This is a genomic window from Micromonospora sp. CPCC 205539 (genome assembly GCF_036906815.1).
Classification (GTDB): domain Bacteria; phylum Actinomycetota; class Actinomycetes; order Mycobacteriales; family Micromonosporaceae; genus Micromonospora.
This window is the reverse complement of sequence record NZ_JBAKHW010000015.1, coordinates 50,529-75,941: the sequence shown is the minus strand read 5'-3', so window position 1 is coordinate 75,941 and position 25,413 is coordinate 50,529. Positions and strand designations below refer to the sequence as shown.

Genomic DNA, 25,413 nt, shown 5'->3' with positions numbered 1-25,413 from the left:
CGTAACCGCACCGGCCCGGCGACCGATCCGTTGACAACATCACTCGCCTCTCGCGGTGCGCCGCCGAGTGCGACACCCCGAACAGGGGGCCGATCTGCCGCATCGTCAGGTTCGTGCGCCAGTAGGCGGCCACCAGCAGACCGATCCGGCAGGCCCAGGGCCCACTGCCGACCCGGTCGGCCATCAGCGACGCCGTCACCGCCACGCTCGGCGACCAGCCGGTCTGATTCACGGAGCGAGTGACTTGCCCTGTCCGCCCGGCGCTGGAACGTGGGGCTGGCTCGAAACCAGTTGCGTCTCCGGCCCCGCTGTTGCAGCGTACGAACATGATCAATTCGGTTCGACTGCTTGCGGCCTACGACGAACAGCTTCGGACTGACGCCGAGACGCCGAGCGCGATCTCGGTCACCCGACACGGACCACTGCGTCTCGTGACCTTCGCGGGTGGTCGTGGTTTCGTCACCTACCGCGATCTCGGCGGAGCGGACGCCGACACGATTCGTCGGCTCGTCTCGGAGGCGCTCGCTCACTACCAGGCAGACCCCGAGATCGCGCGGATCAAGTGGAAGGCGCGTGGGCACGACCATGCACCGGGGTTGCACGAGGCGTTGCTGGTGAATGGTTTCACCGCGGATGAGCCTGAGTCGATCATGATCGGCGAGGCGCGGCTACTCGCCGTTGACGTTTCGCTGCCCGAAGGCGTGACCCTGCGTCGGGTCAGCGAGGAGGCAGACGTCCGCGCGATGAGTGCGATGCAGGACGAAGCCTTTGAGAACCCGGTCAGCGATGACATGGCGAACGCCCTCCTGCGCCGCCTGGCCCGCGATGACGGAATGGAGTTGTGGGTTGCAGAGGTGGGTGGACGGATCGTCAGTGCCGGCAGACTGGAGCCGGTGCGTGGGACCGACTTCGCCGGGATCTGGGGCGGCGCGACTCTTGTGGAGTGGCGCGGCCGTGGGATCTACCGCGCGTTGACCGCGGCGCGGGCCCGCTCAGCACTCCGTATGGGCAAGACACTCATCAACAGCGACTCGACCGAGTACTCGCGCCCGATCCTTGAACGCTACGGTCTGATCAAGGTGTCGACGACGACGCCCTACAACTGGCAGCGGTGAGCGCTCGCACGCCGTCCCTCCCGATTCGGTCCAAGAACCAGCTGCCCTCGCTTTTACACCTCCGCCGCCCCACCGTGTCGCAGTGAGTTCTGGCCGTGGTCGGGTGGGTTGGGGAACCCAGCCGTGTCGTCTGGTGTCCTGCACGGCGTTGTCCCAGTCGGCGAACATCGCGAACGGATCCCTGGCGACATCTGCCTCAATGCCACAGGTCTCGCGGACCACAGTGCAAGGTGCCGCACCGCTCGCAGGCGACACGCGGGGTCGCGCACTCTGATGGCGGCTTGGGGGCCGTTCGAGACGGTGGGCCAGTTGCCGGGCCGGCCGACAGTAGTGCCCGTTCGACGACTCATCCGCGTAGCAGGAGGGACCTCAGGAAGGTCCACAGGTTGTCGCCGGCCACGGTCTCGACACGGTTCGGATCCGAGATCGTGTCGACGAACGCGACTTTCCCGGCGAGTTCACCGCTGCTGATGAGAACGTAGTAGTTGCCGCAGCCATCGCCGGCCACCGGCAGCCAGCCAAGTTCCCGCCAGCGCGGATGCAGTGCACGGTGAGCGGCGATATCGAGATGGTCGTGTCCGTCCCGAGCCCCGAAGACACCACCAGCGCAGATGGCTTCTCCCTTACAGAGCCGCAGCCACTGGGCGAGCACCGTGGGCAGAGGCATGCCGAGCCGTCGCTCCAGATCAGCCAACTCGTGGTCGCTTGCGCCTCCAGGCATCGGTTGCTCCGGCGCCCGCTCCACCTCAAGCAGAAGTCGCTGAACATCGCCTCGCGCATCGTGATCCTTCACCGGAACAGAATGGCATCGGCAGGACCGCGGCTCCCGCGGCACGTGCAGCGCGGTTCTCGGTCAGGTGGTTGGGCTCCATACCCAGGGAGTCGTGGTGCTGACAGCCTGTAGGCCCAGTTGGTGGAGAATTGGGCTGCTGTCCTTGGACGCGTCGACCATGAGGTACATGATGCCCCGGTCGGTGGCCAGCTGTGCGCGACGGGCGACCAGCGCACGGTAGATGCCCTTCCGGCGCCATTGCCGCAGGGTCGAGCCACCCCACAACGCGGCGAACTCCGTGCCAGGGATGACGACCAGCCAAGCGGCCGACACGACCTCGCTCGCAGCCTCTGCGACGAAAACGACGATGTTCTCCGGGGCCGACTCGATGCGGTCGCGTAGATCATCGGCCAGCCAAGCCCAGTCGGCGCCCCAGACCTCGGACTCCAGGGCCGCGATCCGGCGCAGGTCGACGGGATCCGTCGTCTCGCGGATGGCGATGCCGTCGAGGGCTTGGCCGGCCGCGGTCAGATCGGTTGCCAGACCGATGAGGAGTGTCTCCTCGTCCTCCGGCGCGAACCCCGCAAGCCGCAACCGCTCGGTCAGATCGCGCCGGTCGTGGCCGTACGTCTTCCACTCGATTGCCTTGCCGCGCGCACCCGAGCGGTCACGCACCCGACGGATGAGCGCGTCCAGTTCCTCGACGTCGAGGTCATCGAGATCCTGCGCGAAGGCAAACCCTCTCGTGGGGGTGGCGACCTGCAGGACGGGGCCATCCCACGACGACTCCCAGTGACGCGGCAGCCGCGACGCGATGGTGCCTCGCACCTGTTGGTCATGTAAGGCCAGAAGTTCGCTGCGTGTCGTCATCACGGCGGAGCATGGCAACGGCGCCGCCTGTCGGCAACCCGTTTCCGTCACGTCCCTTTCTGCCGCTGACCGCGCGGCTTACCAGGAGACGACCGGCCCCCATGTCGTCGCGCTGGTGCCGGTCACCAGGGCTCAGCCCTGCTGGTCCGCCGTCCGGCGCGCCGCGCGCTCGTGGCGGTCGACTGCTCGGGCGTGAGCGATCTCGAGCAGCCGGTCGACCTCGGGCAGCATCTGCGGGCCGGGCATGACGATGCTGCCGAAGCCGTACAGCGCATATCCGGGATGCGGCACGAGGGTGTCCAGCCGGGCGAAATCGAACTCGTGCCGGTGTTCCTCGAACGCCTTGGGTGGAAAACCGAACCGCCTCTCGAACTCGATCCGGCCCAGGTCGAGGTTGAGGCGGTAGACGCCGGGGCGGTCGAGTTGGGAGGACTCGTCGAAGCCGGGCACGTCATGCTCGACGAGGGTGGCGAATGGCTGACGGCGGTCCGGGCCGACGTAGAAGAACCGGTCGCCCCAGGCACCCTCGGGTGAGCCGTTGTCCTCGCTCGCGACGAGTTGCTCGACACCGGGCAGCGCGAGAATCCGATCGGCGAGCACGGCGATGTCGACACCGGTCGGGATGTGTAGCACCGCGTCAGCGTGTTCGATGGTGACCTGATCCAGCGGGAAGTAGCGGTAGTCGTGTGTTCTCTGCTCGGCAGGTGGGATCTCGGACGCGCGGACGTACCGGGGCAGCATGGCCTCCTGCTGGAGTCTGCCTTCGTAGGTCGACGTGGGGGGCGCCCCGATGCCGAGCGCAGGGCTCACGCCGACGCTGCCGACGATCACCGCGTACCGTTCGTTCAGCAGCGATGCGAGAATCGTGCCGGCGCCGGCCCACGACATGTCCTTCCCGGCCATCGTGATCGTGCTCGGCTGAAGCTGCAGGTGCGTGTTGTGCGCGAAGGCCAGCGTGGGCCCGCGGTGCGCCTCGGCCGACCGGATCGCGAGCAGGTTTTCGGCCATCAGCGCGTCCCGGACCCCGGCCAGGCGAGCGAAGCGTTCCTCCCGCGCCAGTGGTGCTGCGGCCGCGGCGTGGTAGCGCAGCACCGCGACCGCGGTCGTGGCGTGTACGAACGCCTCCCGCCAGCCCTCAATCCGTCGGGGTGCCTGCAGGTACAGCTCGGTCAGCAGGTCGTCGGCGATCACCCGCAGGCGCTGCGCGTCCGCCGAGCGCCCGATCGACCTGCCGGGCTCCCAGATCGCGGCCGTGTCGCTCCACCGGGCCTCATCCCCGATCAGGTCGTCGATCTCCGCTGATCGGTCGAGGCCGAGAAAGTCACAGACCCGGGTGAGGTAGCGCCATGGGCTCGGGGCGTGGTCCATTTCGAGCGGGGCGTCGAAGCCGTGGAACGTCAGGTGCCCGGAAGCTGGCCGCCCAGCGTTCCACTCGCGCATCCGCAGCAGCAGGTCGCGGTTGGCCGGGGCGGTGCCGAACCCATGGCTGAACCCTTCGGCGAGCGCACGTTCGAGCGTCACGGTGGTGGAGCCCCGGACGAACTCGTCGGCAATCAGCCCTGCCACCCGGTCGCTCTCGAGTGCGATCGACCGATAGCCGTGCTCGGCCAGCGACATGAAGGCCTCGTTGCGGATCTGGAGGAAGGCGGACTCGCCATGCGTCGGCTCACCGAGCGCAAGCAGGGTCGGCGGTACGGCAAGCAGATCGAGAAATGACGTCATTGCATCAACCGTATCCTTGAACCACCGGTTGAGACTCACCAGCGATGGAGCGCCGTGGCAGCCACAAAACCCTCAAACCCAGGGGTACGTCGACCAGTCGACCTCGCGCGCCGTCACGGCCTTTCCACGCAGGCCGTGCGCAACTACGAATCCGACGGCGTCCTGCCGCCGGCCGAGCGGAGCGCGAACGGCTACCGCCGGTTCACCGAGGTGCACGCCAAGGCGCTCGACGCCTACCTCGCGCTGATCGCGGGCCACGGCTACGCGGCCAGCGGCGAGATCATGCGTGCCGTCAACCGGGGCGAGATCGACACAGCGTTGCGGGCCATCGACCACAGCCATGCCCTGCTACAGCGCGACCGAGAGACCCTTGACGCGGTCGAGGAGGTGGTAGCGCTTCTCACCGCCGGAACGGAGCCACAGCCGCAGAGCCGGAAGGCCGTGCCGATCAGCGTGCTGGCACACCGGCTCGGTGTAACACCCGCGACCCTCCGCAAGTGGGAGCGGGTCGGGATTCTGCAGCCGGAGCGCGATGCGGCCACCCGCCACCGCGTCTACTCAGCAGACGACGTCCGCGACGCCGAACTCGCCCATCTGCTACGCCGAGGCGGGTACCAGCTCGGCCACATCGCCGGCGTTGTGCGTCGGGTGCGCGACGCTGGTGGAGCCGAACCGCTGGCAGCCTCGCTGCACCAGTGGCGGGAACGGCTCACCGCGCGAGGCCGAGCCATGCTCACCGGCGCCGCCCGGCTCGCCGAATACATCGCGGGCCGCCACAGACCCACCGTACGGCCCCACTGATCGGCCGCTCGTGCCCCCGCTTCCGCCGTTGACCGGGCGTTACTACGCCCAGGGCGGGATGTGTCGATTGACGTATTCGCGGGCACGGGGACGAGGGTCATCCCAATACTGGTTCGGCATACGGTGGTGGTTTCTGGCACAGAACTCAGCGAGGCTGTCGGTGATCTCGAGCCGCTCCAGTCGTCGGCCCTCGAAGTCTCTGTTGACCGCCAGCAACTGGGGCTCGGGATTCCAGCCCGAGTGGTCGAATGCCCAGCCATCCCACACCGCGTAGACATGGAACACCTCCCGCTCGCCCGCGAAGCGCACCGCCGCTAACTCGACCGGCCGTTCCGGGTGGGAGTCGCGGCAAACCCAGGCGAGGATGTGACACGCTCCGGCAGCGAAGAAGGCCTGGTCCGCGCGGTCCCAGGCGACGCGCTGGTCTGATCGCTCGATCGGCGTCCGCCGAAACGTTCCCGCTGCTCTCGCTGCCACAGCAGGGACGCTAGTGCGTGGACCGGCGCGACTGGATGGCCGAACCGAGTGCGTTGACACCTCCGTGCCTCACTCTTGGGCGGGAGCAGACCCACCCGAGGGAGGGAGGCGTCGTCGAGCTGACCTGGCGATGGTGCTGGTATGCCCGCTTTCAGAGGTCCGCGCTGGGCGCACGGCGCTCTCGCTTGGTTGGTCTTCTTCGTGGTGTCCCACGTGATCCTGGTGTTCATCCCCGGCGACGATCCGACCGGTGACGGACCTTGGAGCATGAGGGCGTACGTCATCTTCAACGTCGTGCTCATCTCCATATCGGCCGTCGGGGCAGCCGTCGTGCTCGCCACAGTCCTTCCGTGGGCTCGACATCTCCCTCGGTGGCTACTCCTGACGCCACTGTTGTGCGGCAGCGTGCTGCTCGTCCTCCGGGGTGTCCCGGGGATGGCCGAGAATCTGCTGATGGTCACGGGCATCCGTCGCGGCGGCTTCGTGGGGGCCGAAGACATTTCCACGGGCGAGTTCTGGGCCGGCATCGGGATCAACAGCTACTTCTTCGCGGGGGCCGTGTTGCTGGTCGTGGCGACCGTCTCCTACTGCCGCCGATCAGCGGAGAGCGGTCCGGAAGGAGCACCGGATCCGTCTCGGTAAGGCATCCGAGCCGGGCAGCCCCAGCGGGGGTATCGATTAAAGGATCTTGTCGTACTAGTCTTCGCCGCATGGCTTTGCGACCGGACGAGTTCTACGACCACGCCATCGCCGTCGCGGACGGCGAGCGCCGGCTCCCGTTGGCGGACATGACGGGATGGGACATCAGTCCGTTCGACCCGGACGGCCTGCGCGTCGCACCGTTGCGCGAGCCGGTGCTCCCGGAGCCCGCGCGGCACGGCGAGGACCCGTCGGACTGCAGCGCTTGCCGCGACCGCGACGAAGGCATCTGGTTCAACGAGCGTTGGCGGCTCGCCCGGATCACGGGGGTGGGCGTCCCGCTGGCGCTCATGCTGTACCCACGCGATCACTACGACATGGCCGATCTGCCGGACGAGCTGGCCTCCGAACTGGGGCTGTTGAGCGTTCGCATCGTCCGCCACGTGCAGGCGCTGCCGCACATCTCGCGGGCACACGTCTACCGCGTCGGGGACGGTGCCGCCCATCTGCACGTCTGGTTCTTCGCTCGACCCGAAGGTCAGGCCCAGCTGTACGGGTCGTGGCTGGTCATCTGGGACGACCTGCTACCGGAGTACCCAGCGGCCATCGCGGACGCTGACGCCGAAATCGTGGCAGACGCGCTGGTCGCGAGCCACGGAGGCCACCGGTCACCCACCAGCGAACCGGCCGCCTGACCGGCCTGGCCGACCTGGAGGGCCCGCTGCCGCGAGCGTGGGGAGCTGCTCGGGGCTGGGTATGCCCAGGTGAAGGACGGACCAGGTCGTCGACGGCGTCGAGGACGACGGCTTCTGCGGAGGGCCACCACCGGCAGATCGAAGATCTCGGACCTGACGGGCGTTCCGTGCACCCAGAGCCCGGTACGGATCATCCAGGAGAGGGCCATGACGAGCAGGTTCACTGAGTTGGTCATCGACTGCCATGATCCGGAGAGGCTCGCGGCCTTCTGGTGCGAGGTCCTGGATTTCACGGTGATCGACCGCGGCGAGGGCAGGGTCGAGATCGGCTCCTGGACGCCGACCGTCGAGAAGGTCCGGGCCCGCCAGATGTCGCCCACCCTGCAGTTCATCCAGGTGCCCGAGGGGAAGGCCGTGAAGAACCGGCTTCACCTCGACGTCAGTCCGATCGACGGCAGCACCGAGGACGAGGTGACCAGATTGCTCGGCCTCGGCGCCACCAGGGCGGATGTGGGCCAAGGAGCAGACCGGAGTTGGGTGGTCATGGCAGACCCTGAGGGCAACGAGTTCGACGTCGTACGCACCCTCGCACCACAGCACTAGCCGCGGCTGGCCAGCCGCACCCCTCTGCAAGGGTCGATAGGTAACACGACATCGGAGTGGGTGCGGTGGTCAGCGCGGGGCAGGATTGGTTCCGTGACCAGCTTCCCCGCGCAGGCACGCCGCGTCCACGACAGCACGCGCTCTCCTCAGCGCAGGCTCCACGCGTTGCGGGAGTGCACGCTGCACTGCGCTCCGTACGGATTCCGTGCCACCTGGCACCACCTGATCGTCACCGCCCGCATCCCACGCCGCCTGACCGACGACCTCGACGCACTTGTCCGCGCCGTCGACGAGCTCCAGGCCGTACGCGACGTGGTTCTGCCTCGTGCGCAGGAGTACGCCGCCGAGCGGCGTCGAGAGAAGGCGACCGGGCGGCGAATCCCCCAGACGTCGCCGCCCTGGAACTCGTGGGGCTGGTGCCAGATCGCCTACTGCCCCGAGCCTGAGCACCACCCGACCACACCGCTCGCCACGGTCGTCCAGGCGGTCTTCGATCGCCACGCTGCCGGGGTCAGCGTCGACACGCACTGCCTCGCCTGCGGCACCGAACGGCGCCTGCCGGGCAGAGGATGCCCGGTCTGTGGCGTCCACGCGGATGGCCCCGCCGCACGCCACCACGGCATCCTGGCGGCCGAACGCTGGCAGCGGATCTGGCACCGCGAGCCGGACGACGGGCGGGCGTCCCTCGCCCCGTGAGTTGGACGCGCACCGTGGCTCGATGCTCATAGGGCGGACCGGCAGGTGGTTAGGCTCCCCGCCGCGGTGGAGAACATGGTGTGGTTCAACGAGCCGAGTGACTGGTCAATCAGGGATGGCGTGCTCCGCGCGGTCACCTCATTGAGGACGGACTTCTGGCGGGAAACGTTCTATGGCTGGACCACCGACAATGGACACTTCCTCGGCGAGCCGGTGGCTGGTGACTTCACCGCTGAGGTCGTCGTGGCCGCCGCGTGCCGGGCTGGAGGCGACGTTTCGCGACTTCCGGATCGGCCCGCCAACCCCCCGCGACAACCTCGAGTAACGCGTCCGCCGCGCGCCCTGCCCCACCTCGTTGATCAAGAGGTTTTGGTCAGACTCCGCCGTCCTGATGACGCAAACCTCTTGATCAACGCTCTGCCCGCCCCGCCCCGCCGCGCCGTCGTCGGTCGGCCGCACCCCGGCGGGTGACGGTGTGACGCCGGCTCGATGACTCAACCGCCAATGGATCCCTCGCCGCGCTCGGCTGCCTCGCGTACCTCTTGGTTCGCGGTTGTGGGGTCGTCGCCGGTGGCGCGGAGCAGGTCGCTGGCGGCGGTACGCAGCTGGGTCACCACCGCGTCGCCGAACTCGTCGACCCCTTGGGCCCGGGCGCGACCGGCCTGGTAGACGGCGTCGCGTACCGCGTGGCGGGTCTTCTCGGTGGGGCGCCCGGCGCGGTGCTCGCGGCGGAGCAGCTCGACCGCGTCGGCGAATCGTCCGACGCTGGCGGGCAGGTCGGGGGGTATCGGCTCGGAATATTGCAGCGCGATCGCCGACCGGCGGGCCACTCCCCGGCTGTGTTCGATGACGCGTTCCAGGTGTTGGCTCGCGCGGGCGAACCGCTCCACGTCCTGGCGGCGCAGCCACCGCGCCGGCGCGAGACTGACCACCTCCTCGGCGCCGCTGAGCGCCTGGTGCATGCGCTCGAGGTCGGGGCCCATGCCGCGGAGTGTGTCCAACGCGCGAACCGCCCGCTGCTGATCGCCGGTCGACAGCGCCGCGGACACCTCCCGGAGTTGACCGGCGAGGCAGTGGTAGATCGGGGCCGCGTCGCGGTCGAGGATCCGCATCGGGTTCAGCGGCACCAGCAGCGCGACCACCACGAGGCCCACCACGCCGCCGACCATGGCCTCGACGATGCGCGGCCACTCCAGGTCCTTCTGGGCCGGCGTCAGGGCCGCGAGGAGCACCGCCGTCCCGCCAGCCTGGCCGACGGCGGCGCCGCTGCGCCCGAACAGCACGAGTGTGGCGAGGATGGCGCAGCCGACGACGAAGCCGGTCTGCCAGAAGCCGGTGCCCAGGACGGACAGCAGGAGATCGGTGGTGGCGATGCCCAGGCCGACTCCGAGCAGCAGTTCGACCGTCCGGTGGGCGCGTTGGCCGAGTGCGGCGACGATCGTGCCCACTGCGGCGGACGGAGCGAAGATCGGCGCGGGGTTGCCCAGCACGTCGTGACCGATCGACCAGGCCAGAGCCGCCGCGAGGCCCGCCTGCACCGAGATCACCAGGGCGGCTTCCAACTGACTCAGTCGCAGTCGTCCCGCCCGGCGACCGCGACCGCGAACCCGAGCGGCAGCCGCCCGCACACGGCCCCAGCTCAGGCCGGGTTGGCGACGGCCGTCAGAGTTCACCGAGCACTCGTACCACGCCGCCGGTCGGCAGGTCCGGGCAATCGCCGAGAAGGGGCCGCCGCAGGTACCGCGGCGGCCCCTTCGCAGTCGTCACACGCCGACCGGCACCCGCTCCTCCTCGCGCTGGGTGGCGCGGGCCGCCAGCCGACGCTCGCGCTCCTGCGCGCCGATCAGGTCGTCCGGTAGCGAGTCCGCAACCTCCAGGTCGAAGCGGCGCAGCAGCCGGATCGCGAAACCGCCCAGGGTGATCAGGATCAGCGCCGCGCCGAAGCAGACGTACGCGAAGCCGATGCCCCGACCCGGACCGGTGCCGATCACCGCGCCCACCGACCCGGCCAGGGCTCCGTCGGAGGCGAGCAGCGGCTCGAACAGGTTGGTGGCCGCCGGGGCGATCAGCGCGAAGCCGATGGGCAGCGTCGACCAGGAGATGGTCTGGTTGAGGCTGAACACCCGGCCGTGGTAGCGCTGCGGCACCTTGACCTGCACGATCGTGGCGTAGATGGACTGTGCCGTGGTCATCGACATGGCCAGCCAGAACGCCCCGACGCAGATCATCGCCACGGACGCGTCCAGGCCGACCAGGACGCAGCCGACCGCCGTGCCGAGGTTGCCGATCAGCACGCCGATCATGCGCCGGTTGCGCGGACCACCCCAGAGCGACATGAGTACGCCGCCAGCGACCGCGCCGAGCGCCTCGGCGAGAGCCACCTGGGCGACCTGCGTCGCGTTGCCGAACGAGAGCACCAACGGGGTGGTGAGCACCAGCGCGGGCGCCAGGAAGATGTTGCCCAGCGCGAAGTAGCCCAGCATCAGCCGGAAGCCGCGGTGCCGCCACGAGTAGCGCAGGCCGTTGGCGATCGCCACCAGCAGCCGCTCCCGGGGTCGCCAGCCGAGCAGGTCGGGGAAGCGGACCACGGCGAGGGTCACCACGGCGACCACATAACTGGCCACGTCGAGCAGCAGGATGCCCTTGAGGTCGATCGCGGCCAGCAGGCCGGCGGCGAAGACCGGCATCAGCAGCATGGCGAAGCCGTTGGAGAGCTGCGTGATGCCCATCGCGTGACCCAGGTAGCGCTTGGGCACCAGCTGCGGCACCGCCGACTGGAACGCGATCCGTTGGAACGAGCCGGCCACCTGACTCAGCGCCACCAGGGCGTAGATGTGCCAGAGCGCCAGGTTGTCGGTCCAGAGCAGCGCGGCCAGCACGAGCTGGACCGAGCCGGCGCTGCAACTGGCGATCATCATGATCTTGCGACGGCTGATCCGGTCGGTGATCGCCCCGGCGATGGGCAGCACGAGCACGCCGCAGATCAGCGCCAGCGCCCAGAGCAGACCCAGGTTGGTCACCGAGCCGGTGCGGGTGAACAACCAGATCGGCAGGGCGAACGCGGTCAGCGCCGAGCCGGTGCTGGAGATGAGCTGCCCGGCGGTGACCGACACGAAGCGGGCCATGCTGGGCCGGACCACCGGCTTCTCCGGGACGACGACGGCGTCGACGCCCCGGGTGTCGGCCACGGCCCAGCCGGCGTCCTCGCCGCGCGCCTGCGGGGTCAGCTCGCCGACGTCACCGACGAGGAGCGCCGGGTGCACCCGGGTGACGATCTCGGCCAGCTCCTGCGCGCGGTACTTGAGGAAGAAGTGCCCAGCCTGGTCGAGCACCACCAGCGCCAACCGGTCACTGAGGAACTGCCACTCGGCGTACCGCTCGATGTGGTAGTCGGTGACCGGGTCCTCCGAGCCGACCACCGAGATGATCGGGGCGCGCAGCTTCACCGCGCCCTGGTCGAGCAGCGCGGTGAAGTACTCCTCAGAAGCCCGGGAGTCGGCCCGCATGTTGCTGATGATCCGGTCCGCCTGCTCCGGCTCCAGCTCGTTGGTGTCCACACCCATCGACTTGAGCCAGCTCGCGTAGTGCTTGTTGCTGCGCAGCTTCTCCAGCCGGGTACGCGCGGCCGCGAACAGGCCCTTCGGCCGGGCGAACGGGAACATCGCGCCGATGTAGAGCGCGGTCAGTTCCCGGCCGGCGGCCTCCACCTTGCGGGCCACCTCGGCGACGATCGCGCTGCCCACGCCGCAGTGCCCATAGAGGGCGAGCGGGCCTTCGACCCGCTCGATGATCTCCTCGGCGACCAGGGTGGTCAGCTCGTCGAAGGGCAGCGCGTCCTCGGTGAGCCCCACGTCGTGCCCGGGGATGGCCAGCGACCAGAGCGCGTGCCCGGCCGGCAGCGCGTCCGCGAGGGGCTGGTAGACGATCGCGCTGCCGCCGCCGTACGGCACGCAGACGTACGTGATCACCCGCTGCGCCGCCGGGATCGGCTTGGTCAACTCGTAGAGCAGCCGACGGGGTCCGTCGCCGCCACCACCGGACATGAAGGTGGCCAGATCGCGGATGGTCCGCTGCTGGAACAGGTCCATCACGCCGACCGGCCGCCCACCGTGCTCGGCCTTGCGGATGCGGGCCACCACCTGCGTGGCGAGCATCGAGTGCCCACCCAGGTCGAAGAAGTCGTCGTCGATGCCGAGGGTGGCGACGCCGAGCACGTCGGACCAGATGTCGGCGAGCAGCCGTTCGGTGTCGTCGCGCGGCTCGACCAGCGCCACCGAGGCGGCGCGGGTGACCACCGGCGCGGGCAGCGCCTTACGGTCCAGCTTGCCGTTCGGCGTCAGCGGCAGGGCGTCCAGGGTGACGAACGCGGCCGGCACCATGTACTCCGGGAGGGTCTCCTTGAGCGCCACCTTGACCGCGTCGTGCTCGGCCGCGCCGACCAGGTAGCCGGTGAGCCGCTTGTCGCCGGGGGTGTCCTCGCGGACCAGCACCACCGCCTCGGTCACCCCGGGCTGGGCGCGGAGCGCGCTCTCTATCTCACCCAGCTCGATGCGCAGGCCGCGCAGCTTGACCTGGTGGTCGATCCGGCCGAGGAACTCGAGCACGCCGCCGGGCCGACCGCCGGGCGCGACCTGCCAGCGGGCCAGGTCACCGGTGCGGTACAGCCGGGCGCCCGCCTCGCCGGAGAACGGATCCGGCACGAACCGCTCCGCGGTCAGCGCCGCCCGGCGGTGATAGCCGCGGGCCAGCCCGACCCCACCGATGTGCAGCTCCCCAGCGACGCCGACCGGGCACGGGTTACCCCGGGCATCGAGCACGTGCAGTCGCAGGTTGCTGATCGGCGCGCCGATCGGCACGCTGGCCACCTCCGCCAGCAGCACCGGGTCACACGCCCAGGAGCTGACGTCGATCGCCGCCTCGGTCGGGCCGTACAGGTTGTGCAGGCCGCAGCCGGGCAGCCGGGCGGTGAAGTCCCGGGCCGCGGCGAGCGGCAGCTCCTCACCGGAGCAGATCACGCGGCGCAGCGCCGTGGCCGCCTCGACGCCGTCCTCGGCGAGGAAGACGGTGAGCATCGACGGTACGAAGTGGGCGGTGGTGACCCGCTCGGTGACCAGCAGGTCGCGCAGGTAGCCGGCGTCCTTGTGGCCGCCCGGCTCGGCCAGCACCAGCCGGGCACCCTCGCGCAGCGGCCAGAAGAACTCCCACACCGACACGTCGAAGCTGGCCGGGGTCTTCTGCAACACCGCGTCGTCGGCGCCGAGCTGGTAGGTGCGCTGCATCCAGTCGAGGCGGTTGACGATGCCCCGGTGGGTGTTCGGCACGCCCTTGGGCCGGCCGGTGGAGCCGGAGGTGTAGATGACGTACGCGAGGTGCTCCGGACCGGCCGTCGTGGTCGGGTCGCTCGTCGGCTGGTCGGCCCAGACCGACTCGTCGTCCAGGGCTAGCACCGTGGCGTCCGTCGTCGGCAGCACGTCGCGCAGGTGCTCCTGCACCAGCACCACCGGCGCGGCGGCGTCGGTGACCATGAAGGCCAGCCGGTCCGCCGGATACTCCGGGTCCAGCGGCAGGTAGGCGCCGCCGGCCTTGAGCACGCCGAGCAGGCCCGAAACCAGCTCCACCGACCGTTCCGCGCAGACCCCGACCAGGGTCTCCGGGCCCACTCCGGCGGCGCGCAGTCGGTGCGCGATCCGGTTCGCCGCCGCGTTCAGCTCGGCGTACGTCACCGAGCGGCCGGCGAACCGCAGCGCCACCGCGTCCGGCGTACGGGCGGCCCGCTCCTCGATCGGGGCGTGCAGGGTCTGCTGCTGCGGGAAGTCGCCGTCGGTGTCGTTCCACCCGGCCAGCAGCTCCCGCTCGGCGGGGGCGAGCAGATCGAGCGCGGAGACCGGCAGGTCCGGGGTGGCGACCACGGCGCGCAGCAGCGTGGTGAGCCGGGCCGCCATCCGTTCGACGGTGGCCCGGGTGAACAGGTCGGTGTTGAAGACCAGCTTGCCCCAGAGCCCGTTGCCGGTCTCGACGGCGTGCAGCTCGAAGTCGAAGCGGGTGGCACGCAGCTCCATCGGATGCCACTCGAAGCCGACACCGGCGTCCTCGGCCACCCCTTCGAACCGGCCCATCTCGTAGTTCTGCAGCACGAACATCGCCTGGAACACCGGTGAGCGGCTGACGTCACGCGGCAGGCCCAGCTCGTGCACCACCCGGGCGAACGGCACCTCGCCGTGCTCCAGCCCGTCCAGCACCGCGCGGCGCGTCCGCTCCAGCAGCTCGGTGAAGGTCGGATCGCCGGCCAGCTCGGCGCGCAGCGGCAGCATGTTGATGAACATGCCGACGACGTTCTCCAGCTCCGGCGCGGACCGGCCGGCCACCGACGCGCCCACCGCGAAATCGTCCTGTCCGGCGTGCCGGGCCAGGAACACCTGGTACGCGGCGAGCAGCGTCATGAACATCGTGCCGCCGTAGGCACGGGTCAGCGCGGCCAGCCCCTCGGTGGCGGCGGCGTCCAGGGTGAACTCGACGAAGTCACCCCGGTAGGTCTGGGTCGCCGGCCGCGGCAGGTCCAGGGGCAGCTCCAGCGGGGTGATCCCGGCGAGGCGCTCCTTCCACCAGTCCACGTGCCGCAGCGCGCCCGGCCCGGCCAGCTCCCGTGCCTCCCAGACCGCGAAGTCGCCGTACTGCACCGGCAGGGCGGGCAGCTCCCCGTCGCGGTAGCGGGCGATCAGGTCACGCAGCAGCACGTCCACCGACCAGCCGTCACCGACGATGTGGTGCTGGCCGAGGAAGAGCACGTGCTCGGTCGGCGCCAGCCGGATCAGCAGGGCCCGCAGCAGCGGCCCGTTGGCCAGGTCGAACGGCTCGACGGCCGCCTCGTCGACCAGCGCCTGGGCGGCGGCCTCGTCGGCGGCGTCCACCACGGTCAGCGGCACCTCGACGACGTCGTCGAGCACCACGGTGGGCCGGCCGTCCGAGTCGGCCGGGAACCGGGTGCGCAGCGACTCGTGCCGCTGGGTCAGGTCGGCCAGCGCGCGGCGCAGGGCAGCGACGTCCAGCGGGCCACGGACCCGCAAGGGCACCGCGATGTGGTACGCCGCCTCGCCGGGAGCGAGCTGGTCCATGAACCAGACCCGCTCCTGGGCGTACGACAGCGGCACTTCGGCGTCCGGCGCGCGGGGCGTGATCCGTGCGGCGGGCGTGCTGCCCGACCGGCGGCGCAGCCGCTGGGCGATCAGCGCCTGCCGCGCGGCGTCGCGGGCCGAGTCCTTCACGTCGGTCATAAGGGCGTGTCCTTCTCCGCCGCGAGCAGCGCGGCGACCTCGGTTTCGGAGAGCTCGTCGAGCTCGGCGGCGATCCGCTGTTCGATCTGGGCGGCCAGGTCGGCCACCACCGGGCTGCTGAACAGCGCCCGCATCGGCAGCTCCACGTCGACCTCGGCGCGGATCCGGGCCATCGCCCGCATGCCGCGCAGCGAGTTGCCGCCGAGGGCGAAGAAGTCGTCGAGCGCGCCGACCTTCTCCATTTGCAGGATCTCGGCGTAGACCTCGGCGACCAGCACCTCGGCGTCGGTACGCGGGGCGAGGAAGCCGTCGGAGGTGGCGGCTGCCGGTGCCGGCAGCGCGGCGGTGTCCAGCTTGCCGTTGGGCGTCAGCGGCAGCGCGTCCAACCGGACGAACGCGCTCGGCACCAGGTGTGCGGGCAGCTCCTGGGCCAGGTTGGCGGCGAGCACGGCCTCGTCGACCCCGCCGACGAGGTAGCCGACCAGCGTCGGGTCGCCGTTCTCGTCGCGGACCACCACCGCTGCCTCGGTCACATCCGGGCGGGCACGCAGGACCGACTCGATCTCGCCCAGCTCGATCCGCATCCCCCGGATCTTGACCTGGTTGTCCCGGCGGCCCAGGTACTCCAGTGCCCCGTCGGCCCGCCAGCGGGCGAGATCCCCGGTGCGGTACATCCGCTCCCCCGGCGGCCCGTACGGGCAGGGCAGGAAGCGCTCGGCGGTCAGTCCCGGCCGGCCCAGGTAGCCCCGGGCCAGTTGCGCCCCGGCGATGAACAGCTCGCCGACCACGCCCGGCGGCACCGGGTTCAGCGCGGCGTCGAGCAGGTGGACCCGGGTGTCCCAGGTGGACCGGCCGATCGGCACCGGCCCGGGTGAGATTGGCTGCTCGGGAGCGATCCGGGCCGCGATACAGCCGACGGTCGCCTCGGTCGGGCCGTACTCGTTGATCACCGCGACCTGGGGGTGCCTCGCCCGCCAGTCGGCCAGTTGCTCGCCGGTCAGCGCCTCCCCGCCGATCACCAGGTCCGTGGTGGGCGACAGGGCGTCGTCGAGCAGCGGCAGGTGGCTGGGGGTGACCTTGAGGAAGGTCGGCGGACCACCGGCCCGCGCCGCCGGGGTGTCGATGCCGGCCAGCCGGACCGTGCCACCGGCGGTGAGCGGGCCGAGCAGGCCGGTCACGGTCAGGTCGAACGAGACCGGCGAGTGCAGCAGCGCGGTGCCGGCCAGCCCCGGGTAGGTGTCCCGGGCCCAGGCCAGGTACGCGGTGACCGCGCGGTGCTCGACCAGCACGCCCTTGGGTCGCCCGGTGGAGCCGGAGGTGTAGAGCAGGTACGCCGGGTGCTCCGCGCGCAGGGGCGTACGGCGGTCGTCGTCGGTGAGGGCGGCCGAGTCCAGGTCGACGGCGGTCGTGTCGGTCAGCACCAGCGCGTCGGCGGGTGCCAGCGCGGCCGTCTCCGGGGTGGCCAGCACGAGCGTCGGCTCGGCGTCGGTCAGCAGGTAGCTGATCCGGTTCGCCGGGTAGCCGGTGTCCACCGGCAGGTACGCGGCACCGGCCTTGAGCACCGCGAGGATGGCCACCAGCAGCTCCACCGAGCGGGGCAGCAGCAGCGCGACCCGGGTCTCCGGGCCGGCACCGCGCTCGACCAGCAGCCGGGCCAGTCGGTTGGCCCGAGCGCTCAGCTCGGCGTAGCTCAGCTCCACCCCGTCGCAGACCAGCGCGATCGCGGCGGGGGTGGCGGCGACCTGCCGCTCCACGTCGGCCACCAGCGTGGTCGGGGCCACCGCGTGCCCGGTGTCGGTCCAGGCGCGCAGCAGGTCACGCTCGGCGTCGTCGAGCAGCGGCAGCGCCGACAGACGCGTCCCCGGGTCGGCCACGGCGGCGGTGAGCAGCCGCAGGTAACGGGCGACGACCGTCTCCGCGGTGGCCCGGTCGAACAGGTCGGTGCGGTAGACCAGCCGGCTGGTGCCGCCGGTGATGTCGAAGGCCAGGTCGTCCTTGGTGGTGCCCAGCGGCACCGGGTCCAGGCCGGAGTCCGGGATCAGGTTCAGCGCGGTCTGGAACACCGGCTGCACCGACGGGTCGCGCTGCGGGGCGACCGCCTCGACGATCCGCTGGAACGGGGTCTGCCCGTGCTCCATCGCGTCCACCAGGCCGGTACGGACCCGACCGAGCACCTCGGTGACGCTCGGGTCACCGGTGAGGTCGCAGCGCAGGGCCACCGGGTTGACGAACATGCCGATCAGTGGCATCAGCTCCGCGGTGTCCCGACCGGCGGTGGAGACGCCCACCACCACCTCGGAGTCACCGGAGATCCGGGAGAGCAGCGCCGCGAAGGCCGCCAGCAGCACCATGTACGGGGTGGTCGAGGTGCCGGAGGCGAGCCGCCCGACCCGCTCCAGCAGCCCGTCGGGGAGGTCGAACCGCACCTCGTCGCCGGCGAAGCCGAGCTGGGCGGGGCGCGGCCGGTCCAGCGGCAGGCCGGTCACCGCCGGGGCGCCGGCCAGGTGGGCGCGCCAGAAGGCGAGCTGCCGGTCCAACTCGGCGTCGGTGAGCTGGTCGCGCTGCCAGACGGCGAAGTCGGCGTACTGGATGGGCAGCTCGGGCACGTCGGCGGGCGCGCCGGTCAGCGCGGCCCGGGTGAACGCGGCCAGCTCGGCGTCGAAGAGCACCGCGGAGTGGCTGTCGAAGACCGCGTGGTGCACCACGAACTGCAACCCCACCCGGTCGGCGGCGAACCGGACCAGCCGGGCCCGCCACGGCGGCGGGGTGTCCAGCGGGATCGGGGTACGCGCCAGCTCGGCCAGGGTCTCGTCGTAGCGCGCCCCCTGCTCGTCGGCGGGCAGGCCGCTCAGGTCCAGCTCCGCCAGCTCCAGCGGCTCGACGGCCCGGACCACCTGCACCAGCGCGCCGTCGACGATCCGCAGGTACGTTCGCAGCGACTCGTGCCGGGCGACCACCTGGCCGAACACCTCGGTGGCCTGTGCGGCGGTGACGCCGACCGGGAACCGCCACGGCGCCGAGACGTTGTAGACCGGCGATCCCAGGTCGAGCTGGTTGGCCGTCCACACCCGTTCCTGGGCGAGGGAGGCCGGGAAGGTCCACTCCTTGCTCATGACGCTCCCTCGCGTACGGAGCGGGGGCGCATGTCGGTCCAGACGGTGTCGATGTGGGCCAGGCACTCGTCGCGGGTGCCGGCGAAGCCGGCGTCGTGCCACCCCGCCGGGAGATCCCGCTCGGCCGACCAGATCGAGTACTGCTCCTCGTCGTTGCGTACGACCAGGAATCGGGGCTCGGCCATCACTGCTCTCCGTTGGTGTCAGGGGTGTGCGGCTCGGCCATCGCCACGGCGATCTTGCGGGGGCCGGTGAACGGTTCCCGCCCGTGGGCGGCGGTCATGTTGTCGACCACCAGCACGTCGTCGCGCTGGTAGTCGAAGCGGACGCTCGCGGCCCGGTAGGCGGCCCGCAGGTGGTCCAGGACGTCAGTGGGGATCTCGCCGCCGTCGCCGTAGTAGGTGTTCGACGGCAGCCCGTCCGCGCCGAACATGTCCAGCAGGCCCTCCTGGAGGTCCTTCGCCAGGCTGCTCACGTGGAAGAAGGTGGCGTGGTTGAACCAGCGGGGAACGTCCGAGCCGGGGCGGTGGTGCACCGCGTCGCGTACCGCGCGGGTACGCAGCCCGTCCCGGCCCACCCACTCCAGGGTGATCCGGTTGGCCGCCGCGTACGCCTGCACCTCGGCACGGTCCTCGGTGCCGAACACGTGCTGCCAGGTGGTGCCGAAGTCCTCGTGGAAGTTGCGCATCAGCATCCAGCGCCGGCGGACGAACTCCTCGCGTACCGCCGGGTCGATCTCCCGGTAGACCTGACGGATGTCGGCCAACGGGGTGGCGCCCAACGTCTGCGGCGCGGTGATGCAGTAGAAGAACAGGGTCAACGGCCACCGCGCCTGGTACGAGTTCTCGTTGTGCAGGAAGATCTCCTCGTCCGGCGGGTAGTCGGTCGAGGTGTACACCCGGCCCTTGATGGCGTGCCGCGGCGAGGACCGCTCGGTGTAGGTCAGTGGTTCCCCGGACAACGCCCGGACCACCTGGTCGAAGCCGTCCACCCCGCCCACGTCGAAGCCGCGGAACAGCAACCCACCCTGGTCGGCCAGCGTGGCCCGCAGCTCGGCGCGTCGATCGGTGATCAGCTCGGTCAGCGCCCGGCCGTCGGATTCGACGACCACGGGCAGCGTGGCGATCGTGTCGCTCATTGCTCTCTACTCCTGATGTGTCGTTACGCGCGGGGCAGTCGCGGAATGGCGGTGGTCGTCGCCGGGGCGGCCGGCTCGTCGGTGCTGGCGGCTCGCAGCTCCTCGATCCGGGCGGCCAGCCCAGCCACGGTGGGGGTCTCGAAGAGGCTGCGCATCGGCAGCCGCACGCCGGTCGCCTTGCGCATCGCCGCGATGAGCTGCACCGCGACCAGGGAATTGCCGCCCAGGGCGAAGAAGTCGTCGTCGACGCCGACCTGGGTCACCCCGAGCCCGTCCTCCCACACCCCGGCGATGATCTTTTCGAGCTCGGTGCCCGGCGCGGCGCTGCCGTCCCCGACACCGGACCGGGCCGAGCCGGTGGCCGCGTCGTCGCCGGCGAGGTCGTCGGCGGTGACCCGACCGGCCCGGTGCCGGATGTCGGCCACCGTCCGGGTGGCGATGACGACCTGGGCGCCGAGACCGGCGGTGAGGCTGCGGCGGAACGCCTCGGCACCGTCCACCGGCCGGATGTCCTCGGTCGAGGCCGACGGCGGGGCATCCACCGCGGACGTCTCCGTGAGGCCACCGGTGACCGCCCCCTGGTCGACCCTGCGCAGCACGAAGTCGCTGATCGCGACCAACTCCCGGCCGTCCGGGTCGCGCAGCGACAGGTCGGCGGCGACCACCTCGTCGGTGTGACCGGGCCGGTGTCGCAGTTCGCTGGTGAACCGGGCCGGCAGCGAGCCGCGTACCACGATCCGGCCGTAGGACAGCGGCAGGTAGGCACCGCTGCCCTGGCCCCGGCCGAACGCGGTCGCCACGTCCAGCAGCGCGGGGTGCAGGCCCCAGGCGGGCAGGTCACCGATCGCCGCGGCAGGGGCCTCGATCACCGCGACCTCGGTGTCGTCGGCGAGGTGGTGCTCGTTCAGCGCGGCCCAGCGCGGCCCGAAGGTGAGCATGCTGGTGCGGCCCCGGCCGAACGACGCGTCGTCGTCCACCCGCCGGCCGGCCGGTTCCGCCGGGCTCGCCGGTGGGGTCGGCTCGTCGGTCCAGCCGGCTCCACCTCGCACGTGGGTGCGCAGGAGACCGCCGGCCAGGCTCCGGACGGCGAAGTCGGTGCCGCCGTCGTCGGCCGGCGTCAGCTCCACCCGGTACTGGGCGATGGTGCCGTCGGGCACCGCGAACGGCTCCAGGAAGACCACGTCGCGCAGCTCCACGGCCGCGTCTCCCCCGCGCGCGGGCAGTGCGGCGGCCACCGCGGCCCGTACCGACTCCAGGTGGGCGGTGCCCGGTACGACCGGTACGCCGGCGATCCGGTGCTCGTCGAGCAGCCAGTGCGTGCTGGCCGAGACCAGGCCGTGCAGCACCGTCTCCGTCGGCCCGGTGACCTTCGTGGTGAGCACCGGGTGGTCGACCGTGCTGGTCACCGTGTCACGGCCGGCAGCCCGGAACCCGGCCGGCACGGCGGTCTCCACGGCCATGCCCACCTCGGCCCAGCCGCCCCAGTTCTGCGACAGCACCGGGGCCCGCCAGCCTCCGCCCGAACGGGCGTGGGCGTCCAGGAACGCGTTCGCGGCGCAGTAGTCGACCTGCCCGAAGCCGCCGACCACCGCGGTGATGGAGGAGCAGAGCACCACGAAATCCAGCGGCAGGTCACCGAAGACCTGGGCCAGGGCGAGCGTGCCGGCGAGCTTCGGCGCGAGCACCCGCTCGGCGTCGGCCCTCTCCTTGACCTCGAGCATCCCACCGCCGGGCAGACCGGCCGCGTGCACGATGCCGTCGATGCCGCCGTACGCGGCCTGCGCGGCGTCGCGCACCCGGCGCAGGTCGGCGGGGTCGGTGACGTCCGCGGCGAGCACCAGCACCTCGGCGCCCGCAGCCTCCATCCGGCGGATCGCCGCGATGGCCCGACCGGCCCGGTCGTCGCCGTGCACCGCGAGGTGGTCGTCCCACCGCTCGCGCTCCGGCAGCCCGGAGCGGGCCAGCAGCACCAGCTTCGCCCGGGCGCGGGTGGCGAAGTCCTCGGCCAGGGTGATGCCGATGCCGCCGAGCCCACCGGTGATCAGATACCGGCCGCCGTCGCGCAGCGCGCCCGGCTCCCCCTCGGCGTCGAGCGTCACCTGCTCGACGTCGGCCACCCACCGGCGGCCGCCGCGCAGGGCGACCTCCGGCTCCCGGGGGCGGCGCAGCTCGGCGACCAGAGCGGTCACGTCGTCGTCGGCCGGGTCCGCGTCGACCAGCCGGACGGCCAGCCCGGGTAGCTCGGCCGGGAGCACCCGGGCCAGCCCGGCGAGGGTGGCGTGCTCCGGGCGGCGCAGGTCGTCGCCGCGCACGTCGCCGGTGCCGGCGGTCACCAGATCCAGGGCGACGTCGCCGTCCTCGCCGGTCAGGCCGGCGCCGGCGAGCGCCTGCACCAGGTGCAGGGCGCTGAAGAAGCCCAGCTCCTGGGCCGCCCAGGTGGCCGCGATGTCGGTGCCGGTCGGCGCACCGTCCAGCGTGAACGCGTGCACCAGCCGAGTCGGCAGGCCACCGTCGGCGGTGAGCGCGGCGACCAGCGCGTCATGATCCGAGCGCACCCCGGGGCGCAGCCGGTAGCCGCCGTCGGCGGTGAAGGCATCGCCGGGGCGTACCGGCACCGGGTCGGCGCCGGCGGCCCGCAGGCCGGCGACCAGCGCGTCGCCGCGCGGGCCCGCGGTCAGCACCAGGCAGCGGCCCAGCGACCCGGTCGGCGGCTGAGGCGCGGCCTGCCGCCAGACCGGCACCCCGAACCACTCGGGCAGCGGTCGCGGCCCGGCGTCCACCGCGGCGGCGGCGACCTGCTGCTCCGGGTCCGGGTCGATCCAGTAGCGACGCCGCTCGAAGGGGTAGCTGGGCAGCGGCACCCGCCGCGCCGCCGGGTCCACGGCGAACCGTACGGGCAGCCCGGCGCACCAGAGGGCGCCGGCGGTGCCGAGCAGGGTGGCCAGGTCGCCGGTGGCCTCCCCGGCGGCGGGCAGGCTGCCCAGCGGGATGAGCGGGCGTTGCTCCGGCGCGGCCTTGGCGACCTGCATCCGGGCCAGGCTGGCCAGTTGGCGGCCGGGGCCGCACTCGATCAGCTGCCAGGTGCCCGCCGCGAGCAGGGTGGCCACGCAGTCGCCGAAGCGGACCGGCTGGCGCAGGTGCGCCGCCCAGTACGCCGGGTCGGTGGCCTGGTCGGCGGTGATCCAGGTGCCGGTGACGTTGGAGAGGAACGGCACCGTCGGTGGGCGCAGCGACACCGTGCCCATCAGCGCGGTGAACTCGGCGAGGATCGGCTCCATCATCGGCGAGTGGAACGCGTGCGAGGTGCGCAGCATCTTGGACTTGGCCGTCAGCGTCGTGGCGAACGCCTCGACGGCGGCGGTCTCGCCGGCCACCACGCAGGTCCCCGGACCGTTGACCGTGGCCACCGAGAGCCCGTCGGGAAGCAGGTCGGCGACCGCCGACTCGTCCAGCGAGACGGCGAGCATCGACCCGGCGGGCAGCGACTGCATCAGCCGGCCCCGGGCGGCGACCACCCGCAGCGCGTCCGGCAGGCTCAGCACCCCGGCCACGGTGGCCGCGACGTACTCGCCGATGGAGTGCCCGATCATCGCGGCCGGGCGTACGCCGGTGGCCTGCCAGAGCGCGGCGAGGGCGTACTCGACGGTGAACAGCGCCGGCTGGGTGTAGCGGGTCTCGGTGAGCTTCTCCCCCGCCGCCGGATCACGACCGAGGATCAGGTCACGCAGGTCCAGGCCCAGGTCCGGGAGGAGCAGGTCGGCGCACTCGTCGACGACCGCCGCGAAGCGGGGCTGCTCGGCGTAGAGCTGCGCGCCCATCCCGGCGTACTGGGAACCCTGGCCGGAGAACAGGAAGGCGACGCTCGGGGCGGGACCGCCGGTCGATGGTTGCGGCCCGCGTTTGGGCGCGCGGAGGGCGGCCACGGCGGCGGGGAGATCCGACGCGACCACCGTTCGGCGGTGCGGGTGCGGGCGGCGGCCGACGAGCAGGGTGTGCGCGACGTCGGCGAGGTACGCGGGCCCGGCGTCGGCGGTGCCGTCGAGGTGCGCGGCGAGGCGCTGCACCGCGGCGTCCAGGGCGCTCGGGGTGGCCGCGCTGACCTGGAGCAGGTGCGCCGGGGGCACCCGGCGGTCGCTGCGGTACGCCGCCGGCGCCTCCTCGAGCAATACGTGCGCGTTCGTGCCGCCGATGCCGAACGAGCTGACCCCGGCCCGGCGCGGCCCGCCGTCGGTGTCCCACTTGGTGAGGGTGTTCGCCACGTAGAACGGGGTGTCGGCGAACTCGACCGCCGGGTTCGGCGTCTCGAAGTTGATCGTCGGCGGGATCAGGCCGTGCTCCATGGCGAGCACCGTCTTGATCACGCTGACGATGCCCGAAGGTTGGCTGAGGTGACCGATGTTCGACTTCACCGAGCCGATGCCGCACCAGCCCCGCTCGTCGGTGTCCCGGGTGTAGACCGCGGAGAGCGCCGCCACCTCGATCGGGTCGCCCATCGCGGTGCCGGTGCCGTGCGCCTCGACGTAGCTGATGGTGCGCGGGTCGATGTCGGCCATGTCGACGGCCTGGGCGATCGCCGCCATCTGCCCGTCGACGCTGGGCGCCGTGAAGCCGACCTTGCCGGCACCGTCGTTGTTGATGGCGTTGCCGCGGACCACGGCACGGATGTGGTCGCCGTCGGCGATCGCGTCGGAGAGTCGCTTGAGCAGGGTCACCCCGACGCCACTGCCCCACACGGTGCCGTTGGCGGCCGCGTCGAACGGGCGGCACCGGCCATCGGGCGAGGTGAAGCCCTCCATGCCGAGGTAGCCGACGTGCGGCAGCTCGATGTTGACGCCGCCGGCCAGCGCCATGTCGCACTCACCGTTGCGCAGCGCCTCGCAGGCCAGGTGGAACGCGACCAGCGAGGTGGAGCAGGCGGTGTGCACGGTCAGGCTCGGCCCGCGCAGGTCCAACCGGTACGACACGTTGGTGGCCACGTAGTTCGGCGAGTTGCCGGTGGCGATGGAGACCGCGCCGTGCGGGTTGCCGCCCACCCGCTGGTTACGCAGCACGTAGCGGTTGAGGTAAGCGTTGCCGCCGGTGCCGGCGTACACGCCGACCGCGCCGTCGTAGCGGGCCGGGTCGTAGCCGGCGTCCTCGAGCGCGGTGTGACAGGACTCCAGGAACAGCCGGTGCTGCGGGTCGGTCAGCTCCGCCTCCCGGGCGGTCATCCCGAACAGCGTGGCGTCGAACTCGTCGTAGCCGTCGACCAGCGGGGCGCGGTTGACCCAGCCCGGGTCGTCGACCTCCGCGGGTGTCGCGCCCCGGGCGAGTTGCTCCTCCCGGGTCAGCTCGGTGGTGGACTCCACCCCGTCGACCAGGTTGCGCCAGAACTCGTGGACGTCGGCGGCGCCGGGCAAGCGAGCGGCCAGGCCGACGATCGCGATCGGTTCGATGCCCTGGTCGGACAGCTCGGTGACGTCGTCGGACTGGTCGTTTGCTATGGGGTTGCTCATCAGGCT

The 25,413-nt window shown here is 71.6% G+C and carries 17 protein-coding genes and 1 pseudogene; 7 read left to right on the top strand and 11 right to left on the bottom strand.

Features of this window, described 5'->3' with window-relative positions; genetic code table 11:
* Positions 1–52 precede the first annotated feature (52 nt).
* Positions 53–179, bottom strand: a pseudogene (locus tag V6V47_RS15545) (helix-turn-helix domain-containing protein); the annotation flags it as partial.
* Between the two features lie 147 nt (positions 180–326).
* Between V6V47_RS15545 and V6V47_RS15540 the strand changes: the two are divergent.
* Complete coding sequence (locus tag V6V47_RS15540; protein ID WP_334628917.1) at positions 327–1,115, top strand: GNAT family N-acetyltransferase; 789 nt, start codon at positions 327–329, stop codon at positions 1,113–1,115.
* Positions 1,116–1,461: 346 nt separating this feature from the next.
* Here V6V47_RS15540 and V6V47_RS15535 read toward each other — a convergent pair whose 3' ends face one another.
* The 3 genes from V6V47_RS15535 to V6V47_RS15525 all read right to left on the bottom strand — a co-directional run bounded on the left by V6V47_RS15535 (position 1,462) and on the right by V6V47_RS15525 (position 4,479).
* Positions 1,462–1,908: an SMI1/KNR4 family protein gene (locus tag V6V47_RS15535; protein WP_334628916.1), complete on the bottom strand. Its 447-nt coding sequence runs from the start codon at positions 1,906–1,908 to the stop codon at positions 1,462–1,464.
* Between the two features lie 60 nt (positions 1,909–1,968).
* A complete protein-coding gene (locus tag V6V47_RS15530) occupies positions 1,969–2,757 on the bottom strand; it encodes a GNAT family N-acetyltransferase (protein WP_334628915.1) in 789 nt (262 codons plus the stop codon).
* Positions 2,758–2,889: 132 nt separating this feature from the next.
* Positions 2,890–4,479 carry a DUF6194 family protein gene (locus tag V6V47_RS15525; RefSeq protein ID WP_334628914.1) on the bottom strand — a complete coding sequence of 530 codons (1,590 nt, stop codon included), beginning with the start codon at positions 4,477–4,479 and terminating at the stop codon, positions 2,890–2,892.
* Positions 4,480–4,533: 54 nt separating this feature from the next.
* Here V6V47_RS15525 and V6V47_RS15520 point away from each other — a divergent pair, with 54 nt between their 5' ends.
* The gene (locus V6V47_RS15520) at positions 4,534–5,280 is read left to right on the top strand and encodes a MerR family transcriptional regulator (protein WP_334628913.1); all 747 of its coding nucleotides are present in this window, start codon (positions 4,534–4,536) and stop codon (positions 5,278–5,280) included.
* A 42-nt stretch (positions 5,281–5,322) separates the two neighbouring features.
* Here V6V47_RS15520 and V6V47_RS15515 read toward each other — a convergent pair whose 3' ends face one another.
* On the bottom strand, positions 5,323–5,757 hold the full coding sequence (locus tag V6V47_RS15515) for a hypothetical protein (RefSeq protein WP_334628912.1): 435 nt from the start codon (positions 5,755–5,757) through the stop codon (positions 5,323–5,325).
* Between the two features lie 141 nt (positions 5,758–5,898).
* On the opposite strand from V6V47_RS15515, the gene V6V47_RS15510 reads away from it, so the two are divergent.
* From V6V47_RS15510 to V6V47_RS15490, 5 genes are all read left to right on the top strand, one after another.
* Positions 5,899–6,399, top strand: a complete 501-nt coding sequence (locus V6V47_RS15510) for a hypothetical protein (RefSeq protein WP_334628911.1) — start codon at positions 5,899–5,901, stop codon at positions 6,397–6,399.
* A 68-nt stretch (positions 6,400–6,467) separates the two neighbouring features.
* Positions 6,468–7,091 carry a hypothetical protein gene (locus tag V6V47_RS15505; protein WP_334628910.1) on the top strand — a complete coding sequence of 208 codons (624 nt, stop codon included), beginning with the start codon at positions 6,468–6,470 and terminating at the stop codon, positions 7,089–7,091.
* A 207-nt stretch (positions 7,092–7,298) separates the two neighbouring features.
* Positions 7,299–7,694, top strand: a complete 396-nt coding sequence (locus V6V47_RS15500) for a VOC family protein (protein ID WP_334628909.1) — start codon at positions 7,299–7,301, stop codon at positions 7,692–7,694.
* A 93-nt stretch (positions 7,695–7,787) separates the two neighbouring features.
* Positions 7,788–8,390: a hypothetical protein gene (locus V6V47_RS15495; RefSeq protein WP_334628908.1), complete on the top strand. Its 603-nt coding sequence runs from the start codon at positions 7,788–7,790 to the stop codon at positions 8,388–8,390.
* 75 nt (positions 8,391–8,465) lie between these two features.
* The gene (locus V6V47_RS15490) at positions 8,466–8,861 is read left to right on the top strand and encodes a DUF1349 domain-containing protein (RefSeq protein ID WP_334628999.1); all 396 of its coding nucleotides are present in this window, start codon (positions 8,466–8,468) and stop codon (positions 8,859–8,861) included.
* Between the two features lie 23 nt (positions 8,862–8,884).
* Here the strand turns inward: V6V47_RS15490 and V6V47_RS15485 are convergent, their stop codons facing one another.
* The 6 genes from V6V47_RS15485 to V6V47_RS15460 all read right to left on the bottom strand — a co-directional run bounded on the left by V6V47_RS15485 (position 8,885) and on the right by V6V47_RS15460 (position 25,407).
* Positions 8,885–9,952: an FUSC family protein gene (locus V6V47_RS15485; protein ID WP_334628907.1), complete on the bottom strand. Its 1,068-nt coding sequence runs from the start codon at positions 9,950–9,952 to the stop codon at positions 8,885–8,887.
* A gap of 201 nt (positions 9,953–10,153) precedes the next feature.
* Positions 10,154–15,661, bottom strand: a complete 5,508-nt coding sequence (locus V6V47_RS15480; RefSeq protein ID WP_334628906.1) for a non-ribosomal peptide synthetase/MFS transporter — start codon at positions 15,659–15,661, stop codon at positions 10,154–10,156.
* Positions 15,658–18,774 (bottom strand): non-ribosomal peptide synthetase, encoded by a 3,117-nt coding sequence (locus V6V47_RS15475; protein WP_334628905.1) that lies wholly within the window; start codon positions 18,772–18,774, stop codon positions 15,658–15,660. Before V6V47_RS15475 ends, V6V47_RS15480 begins: the two co-directional genes overlap by 4 nt.
* Entirely contained in the window at positions 18,771–18,959 is a 189-nt protein-coding gene (locus tag V6V47_RS15470) for an MbtH family protein (protein WP_334628904.1), read from the bottom strand. The genes V6V47_RS15475 and V6V47_RS15470 overlap by 4 nt, the downstream gene beginning before the upstream one ends.
* The gene (locus V6V47_RS15465; RefSeq protein ID WP_334628903.1) at positions 18,959–19,912 is read right to left on the bottom strand and encodes a TauD/TfdA family dioxygenase; all 954 of its coding nucleotides are present in this window, start codon (positions 19,910–19,912) and stop codon (positions 18,959–18,961) included. Before V6V47_RS15465 ends, V6V47_RS15470 begins: the two co-directional genes overlap by 1 nt.
* 23 nt (positions 19,913–19,935) lie before the next feature.
* Positions 19,936–25,407, bottom strand: a complete 5,472-nt coding sequence (locus tag V6V47_RS15460; protein WP_334628902.1) for a type I polyketide synthase — start codon at positions 25,405–25,407, stop codon at positions 19,936–19,938.
* Between the last annotated feature and the right edge of the window lie 6 nt (positions 25,408–25,413).